The 20,570-nt window shown below is 61.3% G+C and carries 22 protein-coding genes; 18 read left to right on the forward strand and 4 right to left on the reverse strand.

Going from position 1 to position 20,570, the window contains the following annotated elements:
- The first annotated feature begins 41 nt into the window (after positions 1 to 41).
- The 4 genes from glmM (at position 42) to NX84_RS03425 (ending at position 4,117) form a co-directional block, all read left to right on the forward strand.
- Positions 42 to 1,385: a phosphoglucosamine mutase gene (gene glmM, locus NX84_RS03405; protein ID WP_039673803.1), complete on the forward strand. Its 1,344-nt coding sequence runs from the start codon at positions 42 to 44 to the stop codon at positions 1,383 to 1,385.
- A 141-nt stretch (positions 1,386 to 1,526) separates the two neighbouring features.
- On the forward strand, positions 1,527 to 1,838 hold the full coding sequence (locus NX84_RS03410) for a hypothetical protein (RefSeq protein WP_052319642.1): 312 nt from the start codon (positions 1,527 to 1,529) through the stop codon (positions 1,836 to 1,838).
- Positions 1,838 to 3,547, forward strand: a complete 1,710-nt coding sequence (locus NX84_RS03415; RefSeq protein WP_039673805.1) for a hypothetical protein — start codon at positions 1,838 to 1,840, stop codon at positions 3,545 to 3,547. Before NX84_RS03410 ends, NX84_RS03415 begins: the two co-directional genes overlap by 1 nt.
- Positions 3,548 to 3,898: 351 nt before the next feature.
- Positions 3,899 to 4,117: a hypothetical protein gene (locus tag NX84_RS03425; protein ID WP_039673809.1), complete on the forward strand. Its 219-nt coding sequence runs from the start codon at positions 3,899 to 3,901 to the stop codon at positions 4,115 to 4,117.
- 64 nt (positions 4,118 to 4,181) lie between these two features.
- Here the strand turns inward: NX84_RS03425 and NX84_RS03430 are convergent, their stop codons facing one another.
- Positions 4,182 to 5,012: a dienelactone hydrolase family protein gene (locus tag NX84_RS03430; RefSeq protein WP_039673811.1), complete on the reverse strand. Its 831-nt coding sequence runs from the start codon at positions 5,010 to 5,012 to the stop codon at positions 4,182 to 4,184.
- Positions 5,013 to 5,164: 152 nt separating this feature from the next.
- On the opposite strand from NX84_RS03430, the gene glmS reads away from it, so the two are divergent.
- The 11 genes from glmS (at position 5,165) to groL (ending at position 15,913) form a co-directional block, all read left to right on the forward strand.
- Positions 5,165 to 7,036, forward strand: a complete 1,872-nt coding sequence (glmS, locus tag NX84_RS03435) for a glutamine--fructose-6-phosphate transaminase (isomerizing) (protein WP_039673813.1) — start codon at positions 5,165 to 5,167, stop codon at positions 7,034 to 7,036.
- A 67-nt stretch (positions 7,037 to 7,103) separates the two neighbouring features.
- Positions 7,104 to 8,201: an alanine racemase gene (gene alr, locus NX84_RS03440; RefSeq protein ID WP_039673815.1), complete on the forward strand. Its 1,098-nt coding sequence runs from the start codon at positions 7,104 to 7,106 to the stop codon at positions 8,199 to 8,201.
- The gene (gene tsaE / locus NX84_RS03445) at positions 8,191 to 8,655 is read left to right on the forward strand and encodes a tRNA (adenosine(37)-N6)-threonylcarbamoyltransferase complex ATPase subunit type 1 TsaE (RefSeq protein ID WP_039673818.1); all 465 of its coding nucleotides are present in this window, start codon (positions 8,191 to 8,193) and stop codon (positions 8,653 to 8,655) included. Before alr ends, tsaE begins: the two co-directional genes overlap by 11 nt.
- A 1-nt stretch (position 8,656) precedes the next feature.
- Positions 8,657 to 10,249: an aspartate:alanine exchanger family transporter gene (locus NX84_RS03450; RefSeq protein WP_039673820.1), complete on the forward strand. Its 1,593-nt coding sequence runs from the start codon at positions 8,657 to 8,659 to the stop codon at positions 10,247 to 10,249.
- Positions 10,250 to 10,345: 96 nt separating this feature from the next.
- Positions 10,346 to 10,867 carry a hypothetical protein gene (locus tag NX84_RS03455; RefSeq protein WP_052319643.1) on the forward strand — a complete coding sequence of 174 codons (522 nt, stop codon included), beginning with the start codon at positions 10,346 to 10,348 and terminating at the stop codon, positions 10,865 to 10,867.
- Positions 10,867 to 11,541, forward strand: coding sequence for a tRNA (adenosine(37)-N6)-threonylcarbamoyltransferase complex dimerization subunit type 1 TsaB (gene tsaB / locus NX84_RS03460; protein WP_039673823.1), 675 nt, complete (start codon positions 10,867 to 10,869; stop codon positions 11,539 to 11,541). The genes NX84_RS03455 and tsaB overlap by 1 nt, the downstream gene beginning before the upstream one ends.
- A complete protein-coding gene (locus NX84_RS03465; protein WP_039673825.1) occupies positions 11,538 to 12,107 on the forward strand; it encodes a GNAT family N-acetyltransferase in 570 nt (189 codons plus the stop codon). The genes tsaB and NX84_RS03465 overlap by 4 nt, the downstream gene beginning before the upstream one ends.
- Positions 12,104 to 13,156 carry a tRNA (adenosine(37)-N6)-threonylcarbamoyltransferase complex transferase subunit TsaD gene (tsaD, locus tag NX84_RS03470; RefSeq protein ID WP_039673827.1) on the forward strand — a complete coding sequence of 351 codons (1,053 nt, stop codon included), beginning with the start codon at positions 12,104 to 12,106 and terminating at the stop codon, positions 13,154 to 13,156. Before NX84_RS03465 ends, tsaD begins: the two co-directional genes overlap by 4 nt.
- A gap of 75 nt (positions 13,157 to 13,231) precedes the next feature.
- Entirely contained in the window at positions 13,232 to 13,660 is a 429-nt protein-coding gene (locus NX84_RS03475) for a hypothetical protein (protein ID WP_039673829.1), read from the forward strand.
- A gap of 324 nt (positions 13,661 to 13,984) precedes the next feature.
- Positions 13,985 to 14,284 (forward strand): co-chaperone GroES, encoded by a 300-nt coding sequence (groES, locus tag NX84_RS03480; RefSeq protein ID WP_167595557.1) that lies wholly within the window; start codon positions 13,985 to 13,987, stop codon positions 14,282 to 14,284.
- A gap of 12 nt (positions 14,285 to 14,296) precedes the next feature.
- Positions 14,297 to 15,913, forward strand: a complete 1,617-nt coding sequence (groL, locus tag NX84_RS03485) for a chaperonin GroEL (protein ID WP_039673833.1) — start codon at positions 14,297 to 14,299, stop codon at positions 15,911 to 15,913.
- On the opposite strand, the gene NX84_RS12765 is transcribed toward groL, so the two are convergent.
- Both NX84_RS12765 and NX84_RS03490 read right to left on the reverse strand, forming a co-directional pair.
- A complete protein-coding gene (locus NX84_RS12765; protein WP_126297596.1) occupies positions 15,910 to 16,125 on the reverse strand; it encodes a hypothetical protein in 216 nt (71 codons plus the stop codon). The genes groL and NX84_RS12765 overlap by 4 nt on opposite strands.
- Before the next feature lie 185 nt (positions 16,126 to 16,310).
- Positions 16,311 to 16,610 carry a WhiB family transcriptional regulator gene (locus tag NX84_RS03490; RefSeq protein WP_039674337.1) on the reverse strand — a complete coding sequence of 100 codons (300 nt, stop codon included), beginning with the start codon at positions 16,608 to 16,610 and terminating at the stop codon, positions 16,311 to 16,313.
- A 348-nt stretch (positions 16,611 to 16,958) separates the two neighbouring features.
- Here NX84_RS03490 and NX84_RS03495 point away from each other — a divergent pair, with 348 nt between their 5' ends.
- Positions 16,959 to 17,573, forward strand: a complete 615-nt coding sequence (locus tag NX84_RS03495) for a sigma-70 family RNA polymerase sigma factor (RefSeq protein ID WP_052319644.1) — start codon at positions 16,959 to 16,961, stop codon at positions 17,571 to 17,573.
- Between the two features lie 60 nt (positions 17,574 to 17,633).
- Positions 17,634 to 18,476, forward strand: a complete 843-nt coding sequence (locus NX84_RS03500; protein WP_039673835.1) for a hypothetical protein — start codon at positions 17,634 to 17,636, stop codon at positions 18,474 to 18,476.
- A 66-nt stretch (positions 18,477 to 18,542) separates the two neighbouring features.
- Here the strand turns inward: NX84_RS03500 and NX84_RS03505 are convergent, their stop codons facing one another.
- Positions 18,543 to 18,917 carry a DUF5319 domain-containing protein gene (locus NX84_RS03505; protein WP_039673837.1) on the reverse strand — a complete coding sequence of 125 codons (375 nt, stop codon included), beginning with the start codon at positions 18,915 to 18,917 and terminating at the stop codon, positions 18,543 to 18,545.
- Positions 18,918 to 19,053: 136 nt separating this feature from the next.
- Here NX84_RS03505 and guaB point away from each other — a divergent pair, with 136 nt between their 5' ends.
- On the forward strand, positions 19,054 to 20,568 hold the full coding sequence (gene guaB, locus NX84_RS03510; protein ID WP_039673839.1) for an IMP dehydrogenase: 1,515 nt from the start codon (positions 19,054 to 19,056) through the stop codon (positions 20,566 to 20,568).
- Positions 20,569 to 20,570 lie beyond the last annotated feature (2 nt).

The raw sequence follows: 20,570 nt of genomic DNA on the forward strand, positions 1-20,570 counted from the left end.
AACCTGCGGTAAGTGGGGGTCAAAGGGCATAATTAAGAGCTATGACTCGACTTTTTGGAACCGATGGAGTTCGCGGCCTCGCGAACAAGAAGCTCACCCCGATTCTCGCGCTGCGCTTGGGCCAGGCCGCGGCGGAAGTTTTTACTTCAGACCGTGAATCCTATGAGCGCCGCCCGCTCGCGATTATTGGCCGTGACCCGCGAGTATCCGGTGAGATGCTGGATGCGGCGATTGCTTCGGGTTTGGCATCGCGTGGCGTCGACGTCGTCCGTGTTGGTGTGCTGCCCACCCCGGCCATCGCGTTCCTTACCGATGACTTTGGGGCAGATCTTGGTGTGATGATTTCTGCTTCCCACAACCCGATGCCGGACAACGGCATTAAGTTCTTCTCCGCCGGTGGCAGGAAGTTGCCGGATGAGGTCGAGGATCGCATCCAGGCCGCTATGGACAACCTTACGGAGGATGGCCCTACTGCGACCAAGATTGGCCGCATTATCTCTGAGGCGCCAGATGGCCGCGAGCGTTACCTCAAGCACCTAGCTGAGGTGGTTACCACAGATTTAAGCGGCATCAAGGTCGTTGTTGATACTGCGAATGGTGCGGCTTCTAAGGTCGCGCCGGAAGCATACGCCGCAGCAGGTGCTGAGGTTATTGCCATCCATAACAAACCGAATGCTTTCAACATCAACGAAGACTGCGGCTCGACGCACATCGATAAGGCACAGGAGGCCGTCGTGGAGCACGGCGCCGACTTGGGCCTGGCACACGACGGCGATGCTGACCGCTGCCTGGCAGTCGATGCTGAGGGCAATGTTGTCGACGGTGACCAGATTATGGCCCTGCTGGCAGTGGGTATGAAGGAGGAGAATGACCTCCGCTTCAACACTTTGGTCGCTACCGTGATGTCCAACTTGGGCCTCAAGATCGCGATGAAGGAGCAGGGCATTGAGGTCAAGGAGACCGCTGTGGGTGACCGCTACGTGCTCGAAGAGCTAAACCGCGGTGACTTCTCCTTGGGCGGTGAGCAGTCCGGCCACGTTGTGCTGCCGGATGATTGCACCACCGGTGATGGAACGCTGACTGGCCTGTCCATCATGGCGCGCATGGCCAAGTCCGGGAAGTCCCTCAAGGAGTTGGCGTCGGTCATGACCGTACTGCCACAGGTCCTCATCAACGTTCCAGTGTCGGACAAGGCTGCGATTCTCGACGCCCCCGAGGTCAAGGAAGCCATTGCCGAAGCGGAAGCAGAGCTTGGCGACACCGGCCGTGTACTGCTGCGTCCGTCCGGTACCGAGGAGCTCTTCCGCGTGATGGTCGAGGCCGCTGAAAAGGAACACGCTCGCAAGGTAGCGGGCAAGCTTGCTGCGGCAGTGGCCGCCGTCTAGTTCCACTCATTTCACCGCAACCCTGGGCCGTATGGCCTGGGGTTTCTTGTTTTATCTGTGGTGGGGAACCGCGGGGAGGCTTTCTCAGTCCAATAAGGGCAGGACAAACTGTTCGTAGTGGACGAGAAGGAGGGCTCGTTTATGCCCGACGTATTTTTTGATGAGGATGAAGCAACAAGGCTTCTGAGCACCGTTATTGACCAGACTGCCGTGCAGAGCGACGCCCACGGCAGCGATGTCCCGGTTTTCCCGCAGGCCTCTGCAGGCAGGGATTTTGGGGGACACGGAGCGCAGATCCAAGCTCTTTTAAGCCGCTTACATGAGCGCGGGGCGTGGCGTTTGAACAATATGTCCGCGACGGCTGATGCCGCCCGAGCACAACTGCATGCCTTTGGTGACGTAGACCGTGGCCTTGCCGGCAACCTTGGCGCGCAGAACTCGGGGGTGAACTAATGTCCACCATGGTTAAATCCCTGCTGGGAGACTATTCACATGCGGTGTCCCAGTTCCAAGCCGCGAGCATGGGCAGCTACGCCGGGCCCAGCACACCAATTGGGTTATTGGGGGATATGGTCGGCTCGGTCGACGGAATCAACCCTGGGGACCTTGTTGCCAGCACGGCATCAGCGATGGGGGCTCGCCGGCCCTGGGGTGGAGGAAGCGGGCTTAAGGAATTTCTCCTCGGAACCGTGTTGACGTTGGCCGGGGGAGCGATTATGGACCACTTACGTGGCGTGCAGGACGATTTTGAAGAGGAACGCCGCGAGGCCGATGACCTCGTGGAGTCCGCGCAGCAATGCTCCGATGCCATTGAGGATGTTGTCGATGTCTCCGACTCGGCCTTGACGGAACTCATCTCCGCAGTCATTCCCCTGCTCAATATCCTGACGATGCTGCTGCAGCGTCACCCGTTGGGAAAACTCATTGCGCCTGGTATCTCATCCATCGGCAGCGACCTTATTGAGCAGACAAATGACACGATCACGCAGACCTGTCGTGATCGCGATACCGCTATCGAGAACTGCTATTGCGAGTTTGAAAGGCGTTGTAGTGAGGTGTGTGAGCGCGAGCTCCCCGAAACACCTCCGAACCCCGAGTGCGGACGCGAAGAGGATAAGAAGGAGTGTCCTCAGCCATCTCCTGAACCGTGTGAGCCAACCGCGCCAGCCACGCCGACTGCGCCTGCTCAGCCCGCTGCACCAGCTGCGCCGTCGAGCCCACCTACCCCAAGCCAACCTTCGGAGCCTGAACCGACTCCGAAACCGCAGCCGTCCGATGAACCCGAAGCTACAAGGCAGCCGGTCCCAGAAAAGGACACCGATCCACAGACTGAGCCCCAGCAAGTGTCCGAGCCGTGCCCACCGGAGACCACACCACAGAGTGTTGTCACACCGGAGCCAGAGGACGAGGTTCCAGAACCAAAACGAGAGTCTGAGCCCGAGACTGCTGAAGACACCGTGAAACCTTGTGGTTGCCAGGAGGAGCAGGAAGAGAAGAACGCTCACTCATGCGGCTGCGAAAAGAGCGAAAAGAGTGAGGAGGAGCAGGACTGTAACACCACACCAGCAGATGCGGGAACACCAATTCCGGTAGAGGAGGTTCCTTCGGAGGAACTGATACCGCCAGAACAGCCAGTAGAGCAAGAAGAACCTGAGCAGCCAGAGGATTCTGACACGGTAGAGGAGGATGCCGAGGACTGCGAAGACTCGGAAGAGGCTGCCGATGAAGAGGAATGCACTCCTGAACAGTCATGCAGCGGTGTCTTGGGAATTCTCGGCGTGGGCATCGCCCTAGTGGGGCTGGGTCTTCTGGCTGATGCCGCGAAAGACTTCTTTGAGAACTTGCCGGAACCAGAGTTTGAGCCGGAACCGGAACCTGCACCAGAGCCTGAGCCGGAGCCTGCGCCCGAACCCGTACCAGAACCCGAGCCGGCGCCTCCTAGTGATGATGGCGTGATCACCCCACCACCGGAGCTCAGCACAGTGCCGGAACCGACACCGCCGCCGGAGAAAATTGCACATGTCCAGGCGGCTGAGGCTCCTGCGCCTGCCGCCCCGGCCCCAGAACCAAATACAGCTCCGCCCATGGAACAGCATGATGTTCCCGAAGCACCGAGTTCCGAATCTCCATCCGTACACGCACGAAAGGCAGGGCAGTGGTAATGCCGCACAACGATTTTGATGAATTCGCCCGCGGGTTCCGTGAGCGCACCGCAGCTCGGTTATTGGAGTTTGAAAAGGTGATGGCCAAAGCACAGGAGGACCTGGAAAAGTCTGCGCAGCGCGCTGCTCAAGCCCAAACGCACCCAGAGGGGCAAAGAAGCAACCAACCGTCGAGGCCCGCGCCGGGTAGCCGAGGCCAAAGTCGCGGTCGCACCCGGGGTCAAGTGCAATCGGTGCTCAGACGCGGCTGACAAAGAAGCTAAAGAACAGCTCTGGTCTGCCTGCAATTCCTTGTGCTACTTTGGCGTTACTGGCCGCTGAACGTTCCAACCAAGGTTTGGAGAACACCGCATGACAATTGCTCTACTTCATGACGTGTTGTGGGGCGTTCTTCCCATGCTGTACCTCTTGGTGGCTTTTGTTGTGCTTGGCATTGAGATTAAATACGACAGAGATATGGCGCACATAAAGCTGTGGACGGCTGCTCAGTTGCTTCTGCCGGGCATTGCACTTATTGCCTGGTACTTTCTTGAAGTCCCTAAGCTAAAAAGACTAAAGCAGGGCGGATAACTGACCGTCCTGCTGTAGCTGAAGGAAGAGTTGCGCCTTGCGGCGCCTTCTAGTTGAAACGTATTTAGTCGCGTTCGAAGCCGGCGCGCTTGGCCAAAGCCTCACCGGTGAAGCTCTCTACACCCTTGGCGGAAGCGTCGGCAGCCGCGAAAGCGTCGTACTTGGACTCACCAGCTAGCTCGCTAAGAAGGAACCCGGTGACGAGACCGCGGGCGGTCTCCACCGCAGAGCCCTGGAAAAAGCCGGAGCCCAGCGCGAGCTTGAAGAACTTATCTTCGCTGAAACCCGACTGCGTGCCCTTAGCAATCTCACGGTAGGCCACCGGCCCGCCCCAAGCGTTCGCCAGCTTGGCGGGGTTACCAGCGCGGAAGATGTCATCCTGGCCGGCGCCGATAATAAGACCGCGAGCCTTCACAGTGTGGGCAGCCTTAACCGCAGACGGTGAGGTGTCAGCCGGGTAGAGAGCCGCTACGGCACGGACCTTGGGGTTATCCACGGCCGCGAGCGTAGCTACACCGCCGCCCATGCCGTGGCCGACCACCCCCAACTTGGAGGCAGATACCGAAATCTTGCCCGCACCCAGCTTGACGCCGGTGGCAATCTGCAGGGCAGATTCGACGTCGGCAACGAGGTTGCGGTGCTTGGCAAAAGCACCAGTTTCCGTATCGGGAGCAACAACGACGATGCCCCAGCTAGCAAGGTGGCGCAACGTAGCGTGGTAATCCTTGATGCTCTTCGTCCAATCGTGGGCAAAGGCCACAGCAGGCAGGCCCTTTCCTTCAGACGGGGTATACACCTTGCCCTCAATTCCTGCATAAGACAGGTCACCAACGAGGACGCGGTGCGGGCCGCGCTTGGACAACGTACCGAGATGCTTCTTCAAATTCGCAGACACGCTTTACAGAATAGAGGAAAGACTGCCCGCACAGGTGGAATCGGCCGTAGGGAGGGGGAGTAGAAAGCGATTCTGCAAAGGTCAGGCCCGCGGCAGAAAACTGCCCCTCCCAGACCGTCAACATGGTGATACGTGCTGTAAAATCCAGTTTCATGTGTGGAATTGTTGGATATGTAGGCCATAACACTGATGGTCGTGACTACTATGCCCAAGACGTCGTGCTGGAAGGCCTGCGCCGACTCGAATACCGCGGTTATGACTCCGCGGGCGTTGCTATGTATGCCGATGGTGGCATCGGCTGGCGCAAGAAAGCCGGAAAGGTAGCGGCGCTCGAAGCCGAAATTGAAGCCCGCCCGCTCAAGGACTCGGTCCTGGGCATTGGCCACACTCGCTGGGCCACCCACGGTGGCCCGACGGATCTTAACGCCCACCCGCACGTGGTGGATGGCGGCAAGCTCGCCGTCGTACACAACGGCATCATTGAAAACTTCGCCGAGCTGAAGCACGAGCTGGAGTCCAAGGGCCACAACTTCGTGTCCGAAACGGATACCGAGGTTGCCGCCACTTTATTGGCAGACGTCTTCCACAATGAAGCTGGTGAGAATCTCACCAAGGCGATGCAGCTGACCTGCTCTCGCCTTGAAGGTGCGTTTACCCTCCTCGCTATTCATGCCGACCAGGCTGACCGTATTGTGGCAGCGCGCCGTGACTCGCCGCTGGTGATCGGCCTGGGTGAGGGAGAAAACTTCCTGGGGTCGGACGTTTCTGGGTTCATCGATTACACCAAGTCCGCCGTGGAGATGGACAACGACCAGGTCGTGACCATCACTGCTGACGACATTGAGATTACTGACTACGCAGGCAAGCCTGCTCAGGGTAAGCCTTTCGAGATCAAGTGGGATGCCGCAGCTGCGGAAAAGGGCGGATATAACTCCTTCATGGAGAAGGAAATCCACGACCAGCCCGCTGCCGTGCGCGATACGCTGCTGGGCCGTCTCGATGAAAACGGCCACTTGGTTCTCGACGAAGTCCGAATCGACGAGTCAGTACTCAAGTCCATCGACAAGATCATTGTCATCGCCTGCGGTACCGCCGCGTACGCCGGTCATGTTGCGCGCTACGCCATCGAGCACTGGTGCCGCATTCCGTGTGAGGTCGAGCTTGCCCACGAGTTCCGTTACCGCGACCCCATTGTGAACGAAAAGACCCTCGTCGTGGCCCTGTCGCAGTCGGGCGAAACCATGGATACCCTCATGGCCGTGCGCCATGCCCGCCAGCAGGGAGCCAAGGTGATTGCCATCTGCAATACCCAGGGTTCTTCCATCCCGCGCGAGTCCGATGCCGCGCTGTATACCCACGCCGGCCCGGAGATCGCCGTGGCGTCCACCAAGGCCTTCCTGGCACAGATCACCGCAACCTACCTGCTGGGCCTGTACTTAGCGCGCCTGCGCGGCAACATGTTCTCCGATGAGGTCACCGCGGTACTCAACGAGCTCCGCGCCATGCCGGACAAAGTCGAGACGGTCATCGAGAACGAGAAGCAGGTCTACGATCTGGCCAACGCCATGGAGAACGCGAAGTCGGTACTCTTCCTGGGCCGCCACGTCGGCTTCCCGGTGGCACTTGAAGGCGCGCTGAAGCTCAAGGAGATTGCGTACCTCCACGCTGAAGGTTTTGCCGCCGGCGAGCTCAAGCACGGCCCGATTGCCCTCGTTGAGGAAGGCCAGCCGGTCTTCGTCATCGTTCCGTCCCCACGCGGTCGCGATTCCCTGCACTCCAAGGTGGTCTCCAACATTCAGGAGATCCGCGCCCGTGGTGCTATCACTATCGTGATTGCGGAGGAAGGCGACGAAGCCGTCGAGGCCTACGCCAACCACATCATTCGTATCCCGCAGGCGCCAACGCTCATGCAGCCCCTGCTGGCGACCGTGCCGCTGCAGATTTTTGCCTGCGGTGTGGCCACCGCCAAGGGCTACGACGTAGACCAGCCGCGTAACCTGGCGAAGTCCGTCACCGTGGAATAAATCCACCCTCCCCTTCGAGCGGGCAGCGAGTCTAAGGCTCCTGCCCGCTCGTGGCACAATAAGGGACATGCTGAGAACGACCGTCGACCTCGATGCCATTGCCCATAATGTCGCCTACATGAAGGACGTGGCGGCCCCGGCCCGCCTCATGTGCGTGGTGAAAGCGGACGCCTATGGCCACGGCATCGAGCGCGTTGCTCCCGTCATGGAAGCAGCAGGTGCAGATTCCTTCGGCGTAGCCACACTGGAGGAGGCGGTGGCATTGCGTGGCGTTATCCCAAAGGCCCCCATCGCAGCGTGGCTGTGGGATCCGAAGGAGGACCTCACGCCGGCGTTGGATGCGGGCATTCAGATCGGTATCCCGTCTCTCGAGCACGCCCGTGCGCTGATTGCCACTGGGCGCCGCGCCGAGGTCTTCGTGTTGGTGGAGACGGGGATGCACCGATTGGGCGTCGACAAGCATCAGTGGGAAGAGACCTTCGCACTGCTTCGCGACGTCCCCACCCTCACCGTCCTCGGCCTCATGTCCCACTTTGCGTGCGCAGACGAGCCGGCGCATCCGCACAATGACCACCAAGAGGCAGAATTCCGGGAAGCTCTGGCCTGTGCCCGTGGCGTAGGCCTCGAGTGTCTAGTGAACCACTTGGCTAACTCCCCGGCGGTACTTACGCGTCCTTCCGCACGCTTTGACCAAGCGCGCGTCGGCGTGGCTTTGTATGGCCTCGAACCTGTTGCTGGGCGCGACCATGGATTGATTCCAGCAATGACGTGGGAAAGTTCCGTGCTGACCGTGAAACCGATTTCGCAAGGAGAATCCACAAGCTACGGGCTGACGTGGACCGCCGACAGTGACCGTCAGCTGGCCACGGTAGCGGTGGGCTACGCCGATGGTCTGCCGCGAGCCTTTCAAGGAGCGCTTAAGGTAGGCCTCGGCGGCGAGCTTTACCCGCAGGTCGGGCGCGTGTGCATGGACCAGATCGTCGTGGACCTCGGCGCCAATGAACGCGGAGTGAAACCGGGGGATCGTGCCGTCATTTTCGGTAAAGGCGGTATGAGCGCCACGGAGCTCGCGGAAGCGGCGGGGACCATTGACTATGAAATTGTTTGCCGCCCTACCGGGCGCACCGAGCGTTTCTACCGTGAAGGAGATAACAATGCGCAGTGATTTTCCCCACGAGGGAACCCGTACCGCTGCTACCGTTGACGACACCTACGCACTCGGGGAAGAGCTCGGTGCAGCGCTGGAAGCCGGGGATTTGGTCATTCTTGACGGGCCTTTGGGAGCCGGGAAAACAGCGTTTACCCAGGGGATTGCCAGGGGTATGCAAGTAAAGGGGAGGGTGACCTCGCCGACGTTTGTCATTGCGCGGGAGCATCCCTCAATCGCGGGTGGGCCGGCGTTGGTTCACGTCGATGCCTACCGTCTCCTTGACCATTCTGATGATCCATTAGGGGAGTTAGATGGTTTAGACTTGGACACCGATATCGACAGCGCCGTTGTCGTTGCCGAATGGGGTGGTGGCTTCATGGAGCGTCTGTCGGATTCCTATCTGTTCGTTTCGATCAATCGCGACGCAGAGGATGATAGCCGTGTTTTTTCGTGGAAATGGGTGAATTAGTGTGCTGACGTTTCTCGCCGAGCAACCCCTGTTGACTCTCTTTTTGATCATGGCGGTGGGTTTGGCCATCGGCAAGATCAATTTCTTTGGTATCTCGCTCGGCGCGGCGGCAGCCATGTTCGTCGCCCTAGGTCTGTCCGCTGCTAACCCGGACATTGTGGTTCCGCCATTCGTGTACCAATTTGGCCTCGCCATCTTCGTTTACGTCATTGGTCTGAACTTCGGCCGCAGCTTCTTTGAGGACTTCCGCCGCCGTGGTTGGAAGATGTCACTGGTCGTTATCGTCTTTTTCTTCGTTTTGGCGGGGCTGACTGTGGCTGCGGTCCGCATGTTCGACCTTGACCCAGCGCAGGCCGTCGGTATGCTGGCCGGCTCCCAGAGCTCGACTCCGGGTATGGCTGCCGTGGTGGAAACCCTGGGAGGAAACAGCGCCCCCGTCGTTGGTTACTCCCTGGCATACCCGGGCTGCATCATCGCCACCATCCTGGTGGCCGCGATTGGTGCCAAGATTTTCCGCGTTAACCACGTCAAAGACGCCAAAGAAGAAGGTATGCTCTCTGAGCCCCTCAAGTGGAAGGCCGTGCGTCTGACCAAGGACCCTGGCGTGACCGTGGGCGAAATTGCGGACTACACGGGTCAGGCGGTCATCGCTACCCGTTGCCTTCGCAAATCGAATAAGCACGTCCTTGCTGATCCGGATATGGAGCTGCGTGCCGGTATGGAGCTTCTGCTCAACGGCACTATCCCTTCGCTGGAGCGCGCGATTGCTGTCTTAGGTGAAGAAATCGAACTGCATCTTCGGGAGAAAGACGGCCTTATTTTCCGCCGTCTCACGGTGTCGAACCCGAAAGTAGCCGGCCGCACCATTGGGGAATTGAACACGTTGAACCACGGCTTCCTCATCGCCCGTATTCGCCGCGGTGATACCCAAATCGTGCCGAATGACAACACCGTGCTCTACTACTCGGACCGCGTCCGTGTGGTCACTGCTCCGGGCCGGATTGACGACGTCCGAACCTTCCTCGGTGACTCCGAATCCAAGCTCGGCAACGTGGACTTGTTCCCCTTTGCCCTTGGCCTGCTTATTGGTCTGCTCTTCGGTGCTATCCCGATTCCGCTGCCCGGCGGCACGACGCTATCCTTCGGTTTCGGTGGTGGTCCCATCGTGGTGGGCCTCATTCTTGGTGCCCTGGGCCGTACCGGGCGCATCCACTGGCAGATGCCATTCCACGCGAAGCAGACGATTTCTACCCTGGGACTCACACTCTTCCTGGCGGGCGTGGGTACTTCTGCCGGTGGTCAGTTCCGCGATGCCCTCTCTGATCCGGTGTCGCTGAAGTACATGGGCGTGGGCCTTGTTCTGTCCCTCGTTGCTGCCATCGGCTTGGGAATTGTGTGCACCTTGGTTCTGCGCCTTAAGTTTGATGAGTCCATGGGCGTGGCTGCTGGTATGACCACCAACCCTGCGGTGATGGCCTACCTGAACTCGCAGACCGGTACCCAGCTGGCGGAACGCGGCTATGCCACGGTGTATCCGACCACCATTATCGGCAAGATTCTCATGTGTCAGATGCTGGCATTGATCATCATCTAAGGAGTTTCTGCACTGGGTAGTGCAGGGGCAGGGGAGGGCAGTCACGTAGGATGAGCACGTACTGCACCTCCCTTTCCTAGGAGCGATTTAATCTTTATGAACAAGCTTGGCCAATTCATTACCACTGTCGTTATCGGCGGCTTCGCCGTCTTCCTCGCAGCACTCATCGCCCTGTCGATGACCCACACGGAGGAAGACTCTTCCTCGACTTTGGCGGAAACCCTGGAGAAGTACCCGAAGAACCTCGACTTCGCTGCGCTGATTGTGCCGGATGTCTACGGCCCTGAGGAGGTTGCGGGCCTCATCGTGTGCCCGGGCACCACGGAGGAGCAACTTTCCGATATTCCTGCAGCCGAGGCCGGCATCGACTTCGAGGACGGCAAGGTGGCCGATGACGTGAACTACTTCATCACCATGTCGACTGAGCAGGAGTACTCGGCGGAGAAGCTGCAGCGCTCCAACGTTGACCTGTGCCGTGATGTGCTCTCGCAGGTTGAGGCGGCGAAGGCTCAGGGCCAGGACGTGGCTGCGGTGTACCCGGTGCAGCCGCAGCAGCCGATGCAGTTCCTGCGCGCTGAGAAGGATGACGACTCCACCCGCTGGCACTTCGCAGGCTAATGAAGGTTCTCGCACTCGACACTGCCACGACCGACCTCGTCACGGGCATCGTCGACACCACCACGGGGGAAAGCGTCGACCGCGTTGTTAGCGATACGCGTGCGCACAACGAGCAGCTCATTCCCACCATTGAGCAGCTGCTTAACGACGCCTCCCTGACCTACCCCGACCTCTCCGCCATCGTCGTCGGCACCGGTCCGGGCCCCTTCACGGGCCTGCGTGTGGGCATGGCCACGGCCTCCGCTTTGGGAGTGGCTTTGGGGCTGCCCGTGCATGGCGTGTGCACGCTCGATGCCATCGCGCAGGGGCGTGCAGGGGAGTGGCTCGTGGCCATCGATGCCCGCCGCAAGGAGGTTTATTGGGCCACCTACTCCGAAGGCCACCGCATCAGCGGACCGGAGGTCACCCGGCCGGAAGATCTCACGGTGCCTGCGGGCTTCTCCCCGCGCCTGGTTTTCCCGGAAGCCATCGCCCCGCGCCTTCCCGACGCCCTCGCCGGCCTTCCCCGCGAATGGGATACCCTGCGCGCTGCGGGCCTCGTCGCGTGCGCCGACCTTGATTCCGAACCAGCCCCGCTCGTTCCGCTCTACCTGCGCCGCCCCGATGCGAAAGTCCCGCAGGCCACGCCTCGTTCAACGGCGCTCATCGGCGGCACTGAGCCTACTGAATCATGAGACTGCGCCCGCTTACGCTTAGCGACGTCTCCCGCTGCGCCGAGCTGGAAAAAGTCCTCTTCCCCGGCGAAAGCCCCTGGCCTGCCCGCGCCTTCGAACAGGAAATCGCCGCGGGGCACACCACCTACTGGGTGGTTGACGCAAGCGTCAACCACGTCGGCCATAATGACAACCGCGTGGGCCATAATGGCAACCACGTAGACCGCGACGACAACCGCGTGGGCCATAATGACAACCGCGACGACGACGTCGCCCACGAGGTTGTAGGCTATGCCGGCGTCGGCCGCATGGGCCCCGCCGCGTGGCCCGAGTATGAAATCCGCACCATCGGCGTTGCACCTGAAGCCCAGCGCCGCGGCATCGCGCGGATGATGATGGATGTCATCGTGGAACTCGCCGACAGCCACGACGCACCTATCTTCCTCGAAGTCCGCGTAGGTAACGATCCCGCCATCCGCCTCTATGAGGCCTATGATTTTGTCATCAACGGCCTGCGCCGCAACTACTACCAGCCCTCCGGCGCGGACGCCCACACCATGTACCGACCACGAAAGAGTGAGAGATGATAATCCTCGGCATCGAGTCCTCCTGCGACGAAACCGGAGTGGGCATCATCGAGCTATCGGATGACGGCCACATGGAGATCCTCGCCAACGTCGTCGCCTCCTCCATGGAGCAGCACGCCCGCTTCGGCGGCGTGGTCCCGGAAATCGCCTCCCGTGCCCACCTTGAGGCCATGCCGCAGGTGATGAAAGCGGCGCTTAAAGAGGCAGGCGTCGACAAGCCTGATGCGGTCGCCGCCACCGTGGGGCCGGGCCTGGCCGGGGCACTCCTCGTCGGGGCGTCGGCAGCTAAGGCCTTCGCCTCCGCGTGGGGCGTGCCTTTCTACGGTGTCAACCACTTGGGCGGGCACGTCGCGGTGGCCAACCTGGAGGGCGAGGAGCTGCCGCACTCGGTGGCCCTGCTCGTCTCCGGCGGCCACACGCAGCTGCTCGAGGTCGACGCCGTGGGCAAGCCCATGAAGGAACTGGGCACCACGCTTGACGACGCCGCCGGTGAAGCCTACGACAAAGTCTCCCGCCTCCTGGGCTTGGGGTATCCGGGAGGGCCGGTCATCGATAAGCTGGCCGCCCAAGGCGAGCCCACCATTGATTTGCCGCGTGGTTTGTCCAAGGCCGAGGACCTGCGCGGGCCCAACCGCCACAACTTCTCCTTTTCGGGGCTCAAGACCGCGGTGGCGCGCCACGTGGAAAAGGCCGAGCGCGAAGGTTCGACAATCCAGGTGGAGGACCTGTGCGCTTCCTTCCAAGAGGCAGTGGCTGATGTTCTGACCGCCAAAGCGGTGTGCGCCTGCCAGGACACTGGCGCCAAGGTGCTCCTGCTGGGTGGTGGCGTGGCAGCTAATTCCCGGCTGCGCGCGCTGGCAGCTAAGCGCTGCGAATCCGCAGGCATCGAGCTGCGCGTGCCGCGCTTTTCCCTCTGCACCGACAATGGCCTTATGATTGCTGCTATTGCCGCCCAACTTATTCATGAAGGCGCGGAACCCTCCGGACTGGATTGCGGGACCGATACCCAACTAGAGGTGGAAATTCCGCTCGTCGCCGCTGCGCGCTAGCGGATGCGGAAAGCCCAGCGCACCGGTAGTCTGGCAGGCGACTCTTTCTCACCCGCCAATCAAGGAGCTGTCGTCATGACCACTGGTTTCCTCGTCAACCCGGACCTGTCCCGCCGCACCATCGAGTTCGAGCTCGAGCACGCCAATCAGTTCCTCGGCGGTACCACCGAGGACCGCGTTTCTGTTGCCTTCCAGGATGATGGCCAGACCTACGCCGCGCTGTTTAACCCGAACGCCAAGGCCGAAGGCGCCGACCCGAACCCGGTGGCGTCGCTGGCCCGCAACGCCGCTGATACCGGCAACTCTGCCTTCCTCCAGGACCCGATCCGCTCCATCTGCGGACCGGTTATTTTCGTCGCCGCTGATGGCGATGACAAGAACATCGACGAGGTCAAGGAAGCCGTCGAGTACGGCATCCGCGCGGTGAAGACCTACCGCGAAGACAACCCGGAGGAGTACCAGCTGTGGCGCGCGGCTGTCATCAACTCTGACAAGCAGGTCTAAACCGCGCTAGCTCCCCTCCCACGACGCAACGGCCCCTACTGGGCCCGCGCGTCTTTTTGTTTTCACACTTGGCGCGTTCTTGCTTTTGCATTAGTCGAGGTCGTGAGGCGAATCGTGATAACTCTCGCGCGCGCGAGAGCTGGCGTTCGCGGAGGGCGAACGGGTTAGCGGCCCACAACGTTGAGGGCTAGCAGTCGCGCGGGTAGAGTGCTAGTCAGGTTGTTTTGACCCACAGTTGTTCACCCGCGACGACGGCTGTGCTGGGCTAGCCACAACCGGCACGCGCACGTCCATGTGGACGTGCACTAGGAACAATTCGGAGGAATCATCATGGCAAACATCAAGCCGCTGGAGGACAAGGTCCTCGTCCAGATCGTTGAAGCTGAGACCACCACTGCATCCGGTCTGGTCATCCCGGACTCCGCAAAGGAGAAGCCGCAGGAGGCCACCGTCGTAGCCGTAGGCCCGGGCCGCACCAACGACAAGGGCGAGGTTGTTCCGGTTGGCGTTAACGAGGGTGACACCGTCATCTTCTCCAAGTACGGCGGCACCGAGCTGAAGTACGACGGCCAGGAGTACCTCCTGCTGTCTGCCCGTGACCTGCTCGCTGTCATCGAGAAGTAGGCGATTAACCCTATGCCAAAGCTGATTGCATTTGACCAGGAGGCCCGCGAGGGCATCCAGCGCGGTGTGGACACGCTTGCCGACGCCGTCAAGGTCACCCTCGGCCCCCGCGGCCGCAACGTCGTGCTGTCCAAGGCCTTCGGTGGCCCGACCGTCACCAACGACGGCGTCACCATCGCCCGCGACATTGACCTCGACGACCCGTTTGAGAACCTTGGCGCCCAGCTGGTGAAGTCCGTGGCCGTCAAGACCAATGACATCGCTGGTGACGGCACCACCACCGCCACCTTGCTGGCCCAAGCGCTCGTCTTTGAAGGCCTGCGCAACGTTGCTGCCGGCGCTAACCCGGTGGAGCTCAACAAGGGCATCGAGGCGGCGGCTGAGAAGGTCGTCGAGGAGCTCAAGAAGCGCGCCACCCCGGTGAACTCTTCTGCGGAGATTTCCCAGGTTGCTACCGTGTCCTCCCGCGATGCGGAAGTCGGCGAGATGGTCGCTGGTGCGATGGACAAGGTGGGCAAGGACGGCGTCGTGACCGTCGAGGAGTCCCAGACCATCGAGTCTGCTGTGGACGTGACCGAGGGTATCTCCTTCGACAAGGGCTACCTCTCCCCTTACTTCGCAACGGAGGAGGAGACCTATAACGCCGTGCTTGACGACGCCTCAATTCTCCTTGTCCGCAACAAGATCTCCTCCCTGCCGGACTTCTTGCCGCTGCTGGAGAAGATCGCGGAGTCCTCGCGCCCGACCCTCATCATTGCTGAGGACATCGAGGGCGAGCCGCTGCAGGCGCTCGTGGTGAACTCCATCCGCAAGGTCCTCAAGGTCGCCGCCGTGAAGTCCCCGTACTTCGGCGAGCGTCGCAAGGGGTTCATGGACGACCTGGCCGTTGTTACCGGCGCTACCGTCGTCGATCCGGAGGTTGGCATCAACCTCAAGGAGGTCGGCCCCGAGGTGCTCGGTTCTGCACGTCGCGTCACCGTGTCTAAGGAAGACACCGTGATCGTGGATGGTGCCGGTACCGCTGAGGCCGTCGAGGAGCGCCGCGAGCAGCTGCGCCGCGAAATCGAGCGCACCGACTCCACCTGGGATAAGGAAAAACTCGAGGAGCGTCTGGCCAAGCTGTCTGGCGGCGTTGCTGTCATCCGCGTTGGCGCCGCTACCGAGACCGAGGTCAACGAGCGCAAGCTGCGCGTCGAGGACGCCATCAACGCCGCCCGCGCGGCCGTTGAAGAAGGCGTCATCGCCGGTGGCGGTTCCGCACTGGTCCAGATCTCCAAGGAGCTCGAGTCCTTCGCTGAGGACTTCGAGGGCGAGGCCAAGATTGGTGTGCTGGCAGTATCCCGCGCGCTGACCCGCCCGGCCTACTGGATCGCTGAGAACGCCGGCCTCGACGGCTCCGTCGTGGTGGCCCGCGTTGCCGAGCTTCCCAACGGTGAAGGCTTCAACGCCGCCACCCTGGAGTACGGCAACCTGCTGGAGCAGGGCATCATCGACCCGGTGAAGGTAACCCACTCCGCCGTCGTGAACGCCGCCTCCGTGGCCCGCATGGTTCTCACCACCGAGGCTTCCGTTGTGGAAAAGCCTGCCGAGGAAGAACCGGCACAGGCCGGCCACGCGCACGCGCACTAAACCGTGCGCGTGGGAAGCAGGAGCTTCCCACATTGCCGTAAGGAAGGCCCGCCACCCCGCAATGACGTGGGGCGGCGGGCCTTTTCGTCGCGTGTGGGCGGCCGTGGTGCGCCCCACGCCTCGACGAGCCACGCGAGGACATCGATACGTTGCTGACGCTTTCCGACGCCACCCTCATCCTCATTGAACACCACCGGCTTGGTCGGGCGCATGCGGATCACATCGTTGCCCCTGGCCCCGGCGCAGGTTGTGCGGGAGGCGAGAGTGTCGCTGCGTGTTCGCCGCGGGAGTTCTTAGACACGGGTAGGTTGACTGCCCGTCATCTGGCCCACGTCGCTTCTAGCCCAGCTCGAAGACGGTGCCCCGAGGTGGAACTGCTAACAACGTAATGGGGAGCTTAGGCGCTGACGGTGGCGTGAGTGCGGCGCGAGCGCAGGGCCACCACGCGCTCGGATTCGCTCATTCCGCCCCAGACGCCATAAGGCTCGCCGGAAGCCAGTGCATGCTCGCGGCACAGCTCGATGACCGGGCAGGTGTGGCAGATGGCCTTGGCGCGGTTTTCACGCTGCGCGCGGGCGCGGCCGCGCTCGCCGTCCGGGTGGTAGAACACGTCAGAGTTTTCTCCACGGCATGCGCCCTGGAGCTGCCAATCCCAAAAGTCCGCATTCGGCCCGGGGAGCAGGAATGACTGAGACACGTTCGATTCTCCTTCGTCAAAGATAGAGCGCCCGGACACGAGGAACACGACTGCCACAGAAACCATGACTCCGTGAGTGCCGGGGTGAGACGAGAATGAAGTGTGACTGCCTTGGGTAAACGACACGTTACGCATTGTTGACATTCAGGTATAACAGCACCACTATGGCCGGTTTTGTGTGGATTGACCTGCGTTTATGTTGAAGGTGAACGGTGTATGAACTTTTTTATGATGGGCAAAGAGTGGGGAATATGCCCGTCGTTTCGGGATTCAGCCCGTGGGTGTGACATGATATTCGTGCACAACGTGAAGAAATAAAGAGTAATACGGCAAGAAGAACAAGTAAGGATGGCAGTGGCTACCAAAGCTACAGGCGCGAGCGATGCGGCAACGGCATCGAAGCGCGACAGCGAAAAGGAATTGGCGGACCTCGTTCCGCTGGCTGTCGACGGTAGCCGCCGCGCCCTGCAGGACATCATGCGCATCATCCACCCGCAGGTCCTGCGCTATTGCCGCGCGCGCATCGGCGGCCACCGCCAACCCACGGCGGAGGATGTAGCACAGGAGATCTGCTTGGCCGTGGCGACGTCGATAAGCACGTACAAGGACAAAGGCCGCCCCTTTATGGCCTACGTGTACGGCATCGCCTCCCACAAGGTCACCGACGCCCACCGCGCACTCAGCCGCGACCAGACCAACCCCACCGACGAGGTTCCTGAAGACGCGGCTGACGACGCCACCCCGGAAGAATCCGCGCTGGTCATGGACGGTAGTAACAGAGTGCGTGCGTTGCTCGATACGTTAAGTGACAAGGCCCGGGACATCATCATTTTGCGAGTGTTCGTCGGACTGTCGGCAGAGGAAACCGCTGAGATTGTGGAATCAACCCCTGGCGCAGTCCGCGTGGCACAGCATCGTGCGCTGGCGCAATTGCGCAAGTCTCTCGATTCGCGCGCGGACTGAGTAAACGGCACTTGGCACGGACAATTTCACAACATTCTCTATCAAGGAAGGGAGGACATCATGGCAAAGAAGGACCAGGCTCAGCAGGGCGTCGCTGAGCAGCTGCAGCCCTTGGTTGACGATGATGCATTCCTCACCAGTCTCTCCGAAGGCATTGACCCCACGGGCGGCGACGATGAGTTGGCGGGGCTCCTGTTGGAGCTGCGTGGGGACGTCGATAAGCAGATGCCCCCGGCTCCGCTTATCGAAGGCGCAGACGAAGAACCTGCCGTTATCTCCCTGGCCTCTGCGCGCCGTCGCCGTCGCAGCAAGCCTCTCATGCACGGCCTCATCGGCGCGGCCGCGGCAACACTACTCATCGCCGGCTCCGGCGCGGTGATTGTTAATGCTGGCCCAGGTTCCCCGCTTTATGGTGTTAACCAGTCTCTCTTCGGTGCGGAAGACCACGACGTCTCCGTCGTGGAGCTAGCTGGCACGCTCGATGAAATGGAGAAGCGCTCGGCTCAAGGAGACATGGACGGTACCCGCCAGCTGCTGGAAGAAGCCCGCAAGATGGTGGACCAAGCCAAGCAGGAACGCGCAGAGCAGCCTGAGCGCCCGGCCAAGCCGCAGCCGCGCGCCACGGTGACGGCAACGCAGACCGTCGAGAAGCCCGCCCCGGTGGAAGAGGAGCAGCCGCCGCAGGAGCCGGTGACTGTGACGCAGACCCAGACTGCGGTCTCTACCGTCGTGGTCACGAGCACGGTCTCGGTAGGCAACCCTCTGAGCCCACCGGCGCAGAACTACCCGGAGCCCGCTGAACCGGGCGGTGGCGAGCAAGCCCCGCAGCAGCCGGCACCGGATACGGCACCCGAGGACGCGCCGGAGGGCAACGGCCTCCCGCCGGCGCAGTTCCAGCAGTAAAACAAAAAGAACCTCTTCCCCGCACACCATTGGGGGAGAGGTTCTTTTTATGTGTCCAACCGCGCGCTAGTAGCGCGAATCCATACCGTCGAGATAGCCCACCGCATAATCCCACGGCACATACCGCGCCGGGTCCGGCTCCGCGCCTGGCTCATGGACCGGTGCCAACTGTCCCTGGAGGGTGGCCTGCATATTGGCGGCCAAGATGTGCCACTCGTAGAAGTGGTTTTCCTCGCAGTCTTCGCAGAAGAAGAAAATGCCGTCGATGCCGCGCGGGCTTAAGACACGCGCAAACTCCTGGACCATGGCGAGATCATGAATGACGCCGAGGCGGTCCTCTTCGGACAGCGGTTCGACGTGGTCCTCTTCCTCGAGGAAAGAAGCCGGGTCGTTCGGATCGTCCGCGAAAGGATCGCGGGGCATGTTGGCGAAAAAGTTCACGTCTGCGAGCCTATTGACTCTGCGGCCGCATAGCAATTCTCTTGCGTGGGTACGGCTACCACTATGGGCTGCACACGCACTACAGTGAGGATCACCGCATACAACTATTCGGTCAGTTTAGGAGAGCTTTACCCTCATGAGCCACGTCCACACCGGCGGAGACAACCCCGACAAGATTGCACTCTACGGCCTCACGTTCGATGACGTCTTGCTGCTTCCGGCAGAATCCAACGTCGTTCCCTCCGAGGTGGATACCTCGGCGCAGTTCACCCGCAACATTCGCCTCGGAGTGCCACTGGCCTCCGCTGCGATGGATACGGTGACCGAGGCCCGCATGGCCATCGGCATGGCCCGCCAGGGTGGTATTGGTGTCTTGCACCGCAACCTGTCCGCTGAGGACCAGGCGCAACAGGTCGAGATTGTGAAGCGTTCCGAATCCGGCATGGTCACCGATCCCGTGACTGCCACCCCGGACATGACTATCGACGAAATCGATACGCTGTGCGCGCGGTATCGGATTTCGGGCCTGCCGGTCGTCGATAAGCAGGGCGTCCTCGTGGGTATCTGCACCAACCGTGACATGCGCTTCGAGCCGGATTTTTCCCGCACCGTCTCCGAGATTATGACGCCGATGCCGCTGGTTGTGGCCAAGGAAGGCGTCAGCAAGGAGGAGGCGCTGGCGCTGTTGTCCGCTAATAAGGTGGAGAAGCTGCCCATCGTCGATGATGACAACAAGCTCGTCGGCCTCATCACCGTCAAGGACTTTGTCAAGACTGAGCAGTTCCCGAATGCCTCCAAGGACAGCTCTGGGCGCCTGCTCGTGGCGGCAGGTATCGGTACCGGTGAGGAGTCTTACCAGCGCGCGGGCCAGCTTGTCGACGCCTCCGTGGACGTCCTCGTCGTCGATTCCGCCCACGCCCATAACAACCGTGTGCTCGAGATGGTCTCCCGCGTGCAGAAGGACTTCGGTGATCGCGTCGACGTCATCGGTGGCAACCTGGCCACCCGTGCTGCTGCGCGCGACATGATTGAGGCCGGCGCGGATGCCATCAAGGTGGGTATTGGCCCCGGCTCTATCTGTACTACCCGCGTCGTGGCGGGCGTGGGCGCGCCGCAGATTACCGCCATTATGGAAGCCGCCGCCGAGGCTGGTCCGGCGGGCGTGCCGGTCATTGCGGACGGCGGTATGCAGTACTCCGGTGATATTGCCAAGGCGCTGGCCGCCGGTGCGGATGCCGTCATGCTGGGCTCCATGCTGGCGGGCACTACCGAGTCTCCGGGCGATATCGTCGTGGTCCAGGGTAAGCAGTACAAGCGCTATCGTGGCATGGGCTCCATGGGTGCGATGCAGGGCCGCGGGCTCACGGGTGAGAAGCGTTCCTACTCTAAGGACCGTTACTTCCAGGCGGATGTGCGCAGCGAGGACAAGCTGGTGCCGGAAGGTGTGGAGGGCCGCGTGCCGTTCCGCGGTGACATTGATGCCATCGTTCACCAGATTGTCGGCGGCCTGCGTGCTTCCATGGGCTACACCGGTTCCGCCACCTTGGCCGAGCTGAAGACCAAGCAGTTTGTCCAAATCACCGCTGCGGGCCTTAAGGAATCTCACCCGCACCACCTTCAGCAGATCGTCGAAGCTCCGAACTACCGTTAAGG

It is taken from the genome of Corynebacterium minutissimum (assembly GCF_000805675.1).
GTDB classification, from domain to species: Bacteria; Actinomycetota; Actinomycetes; order Mycobacteriales; family Mycobacteriaceae; genus Corynebacterium; species Corynebacterium minutissimum.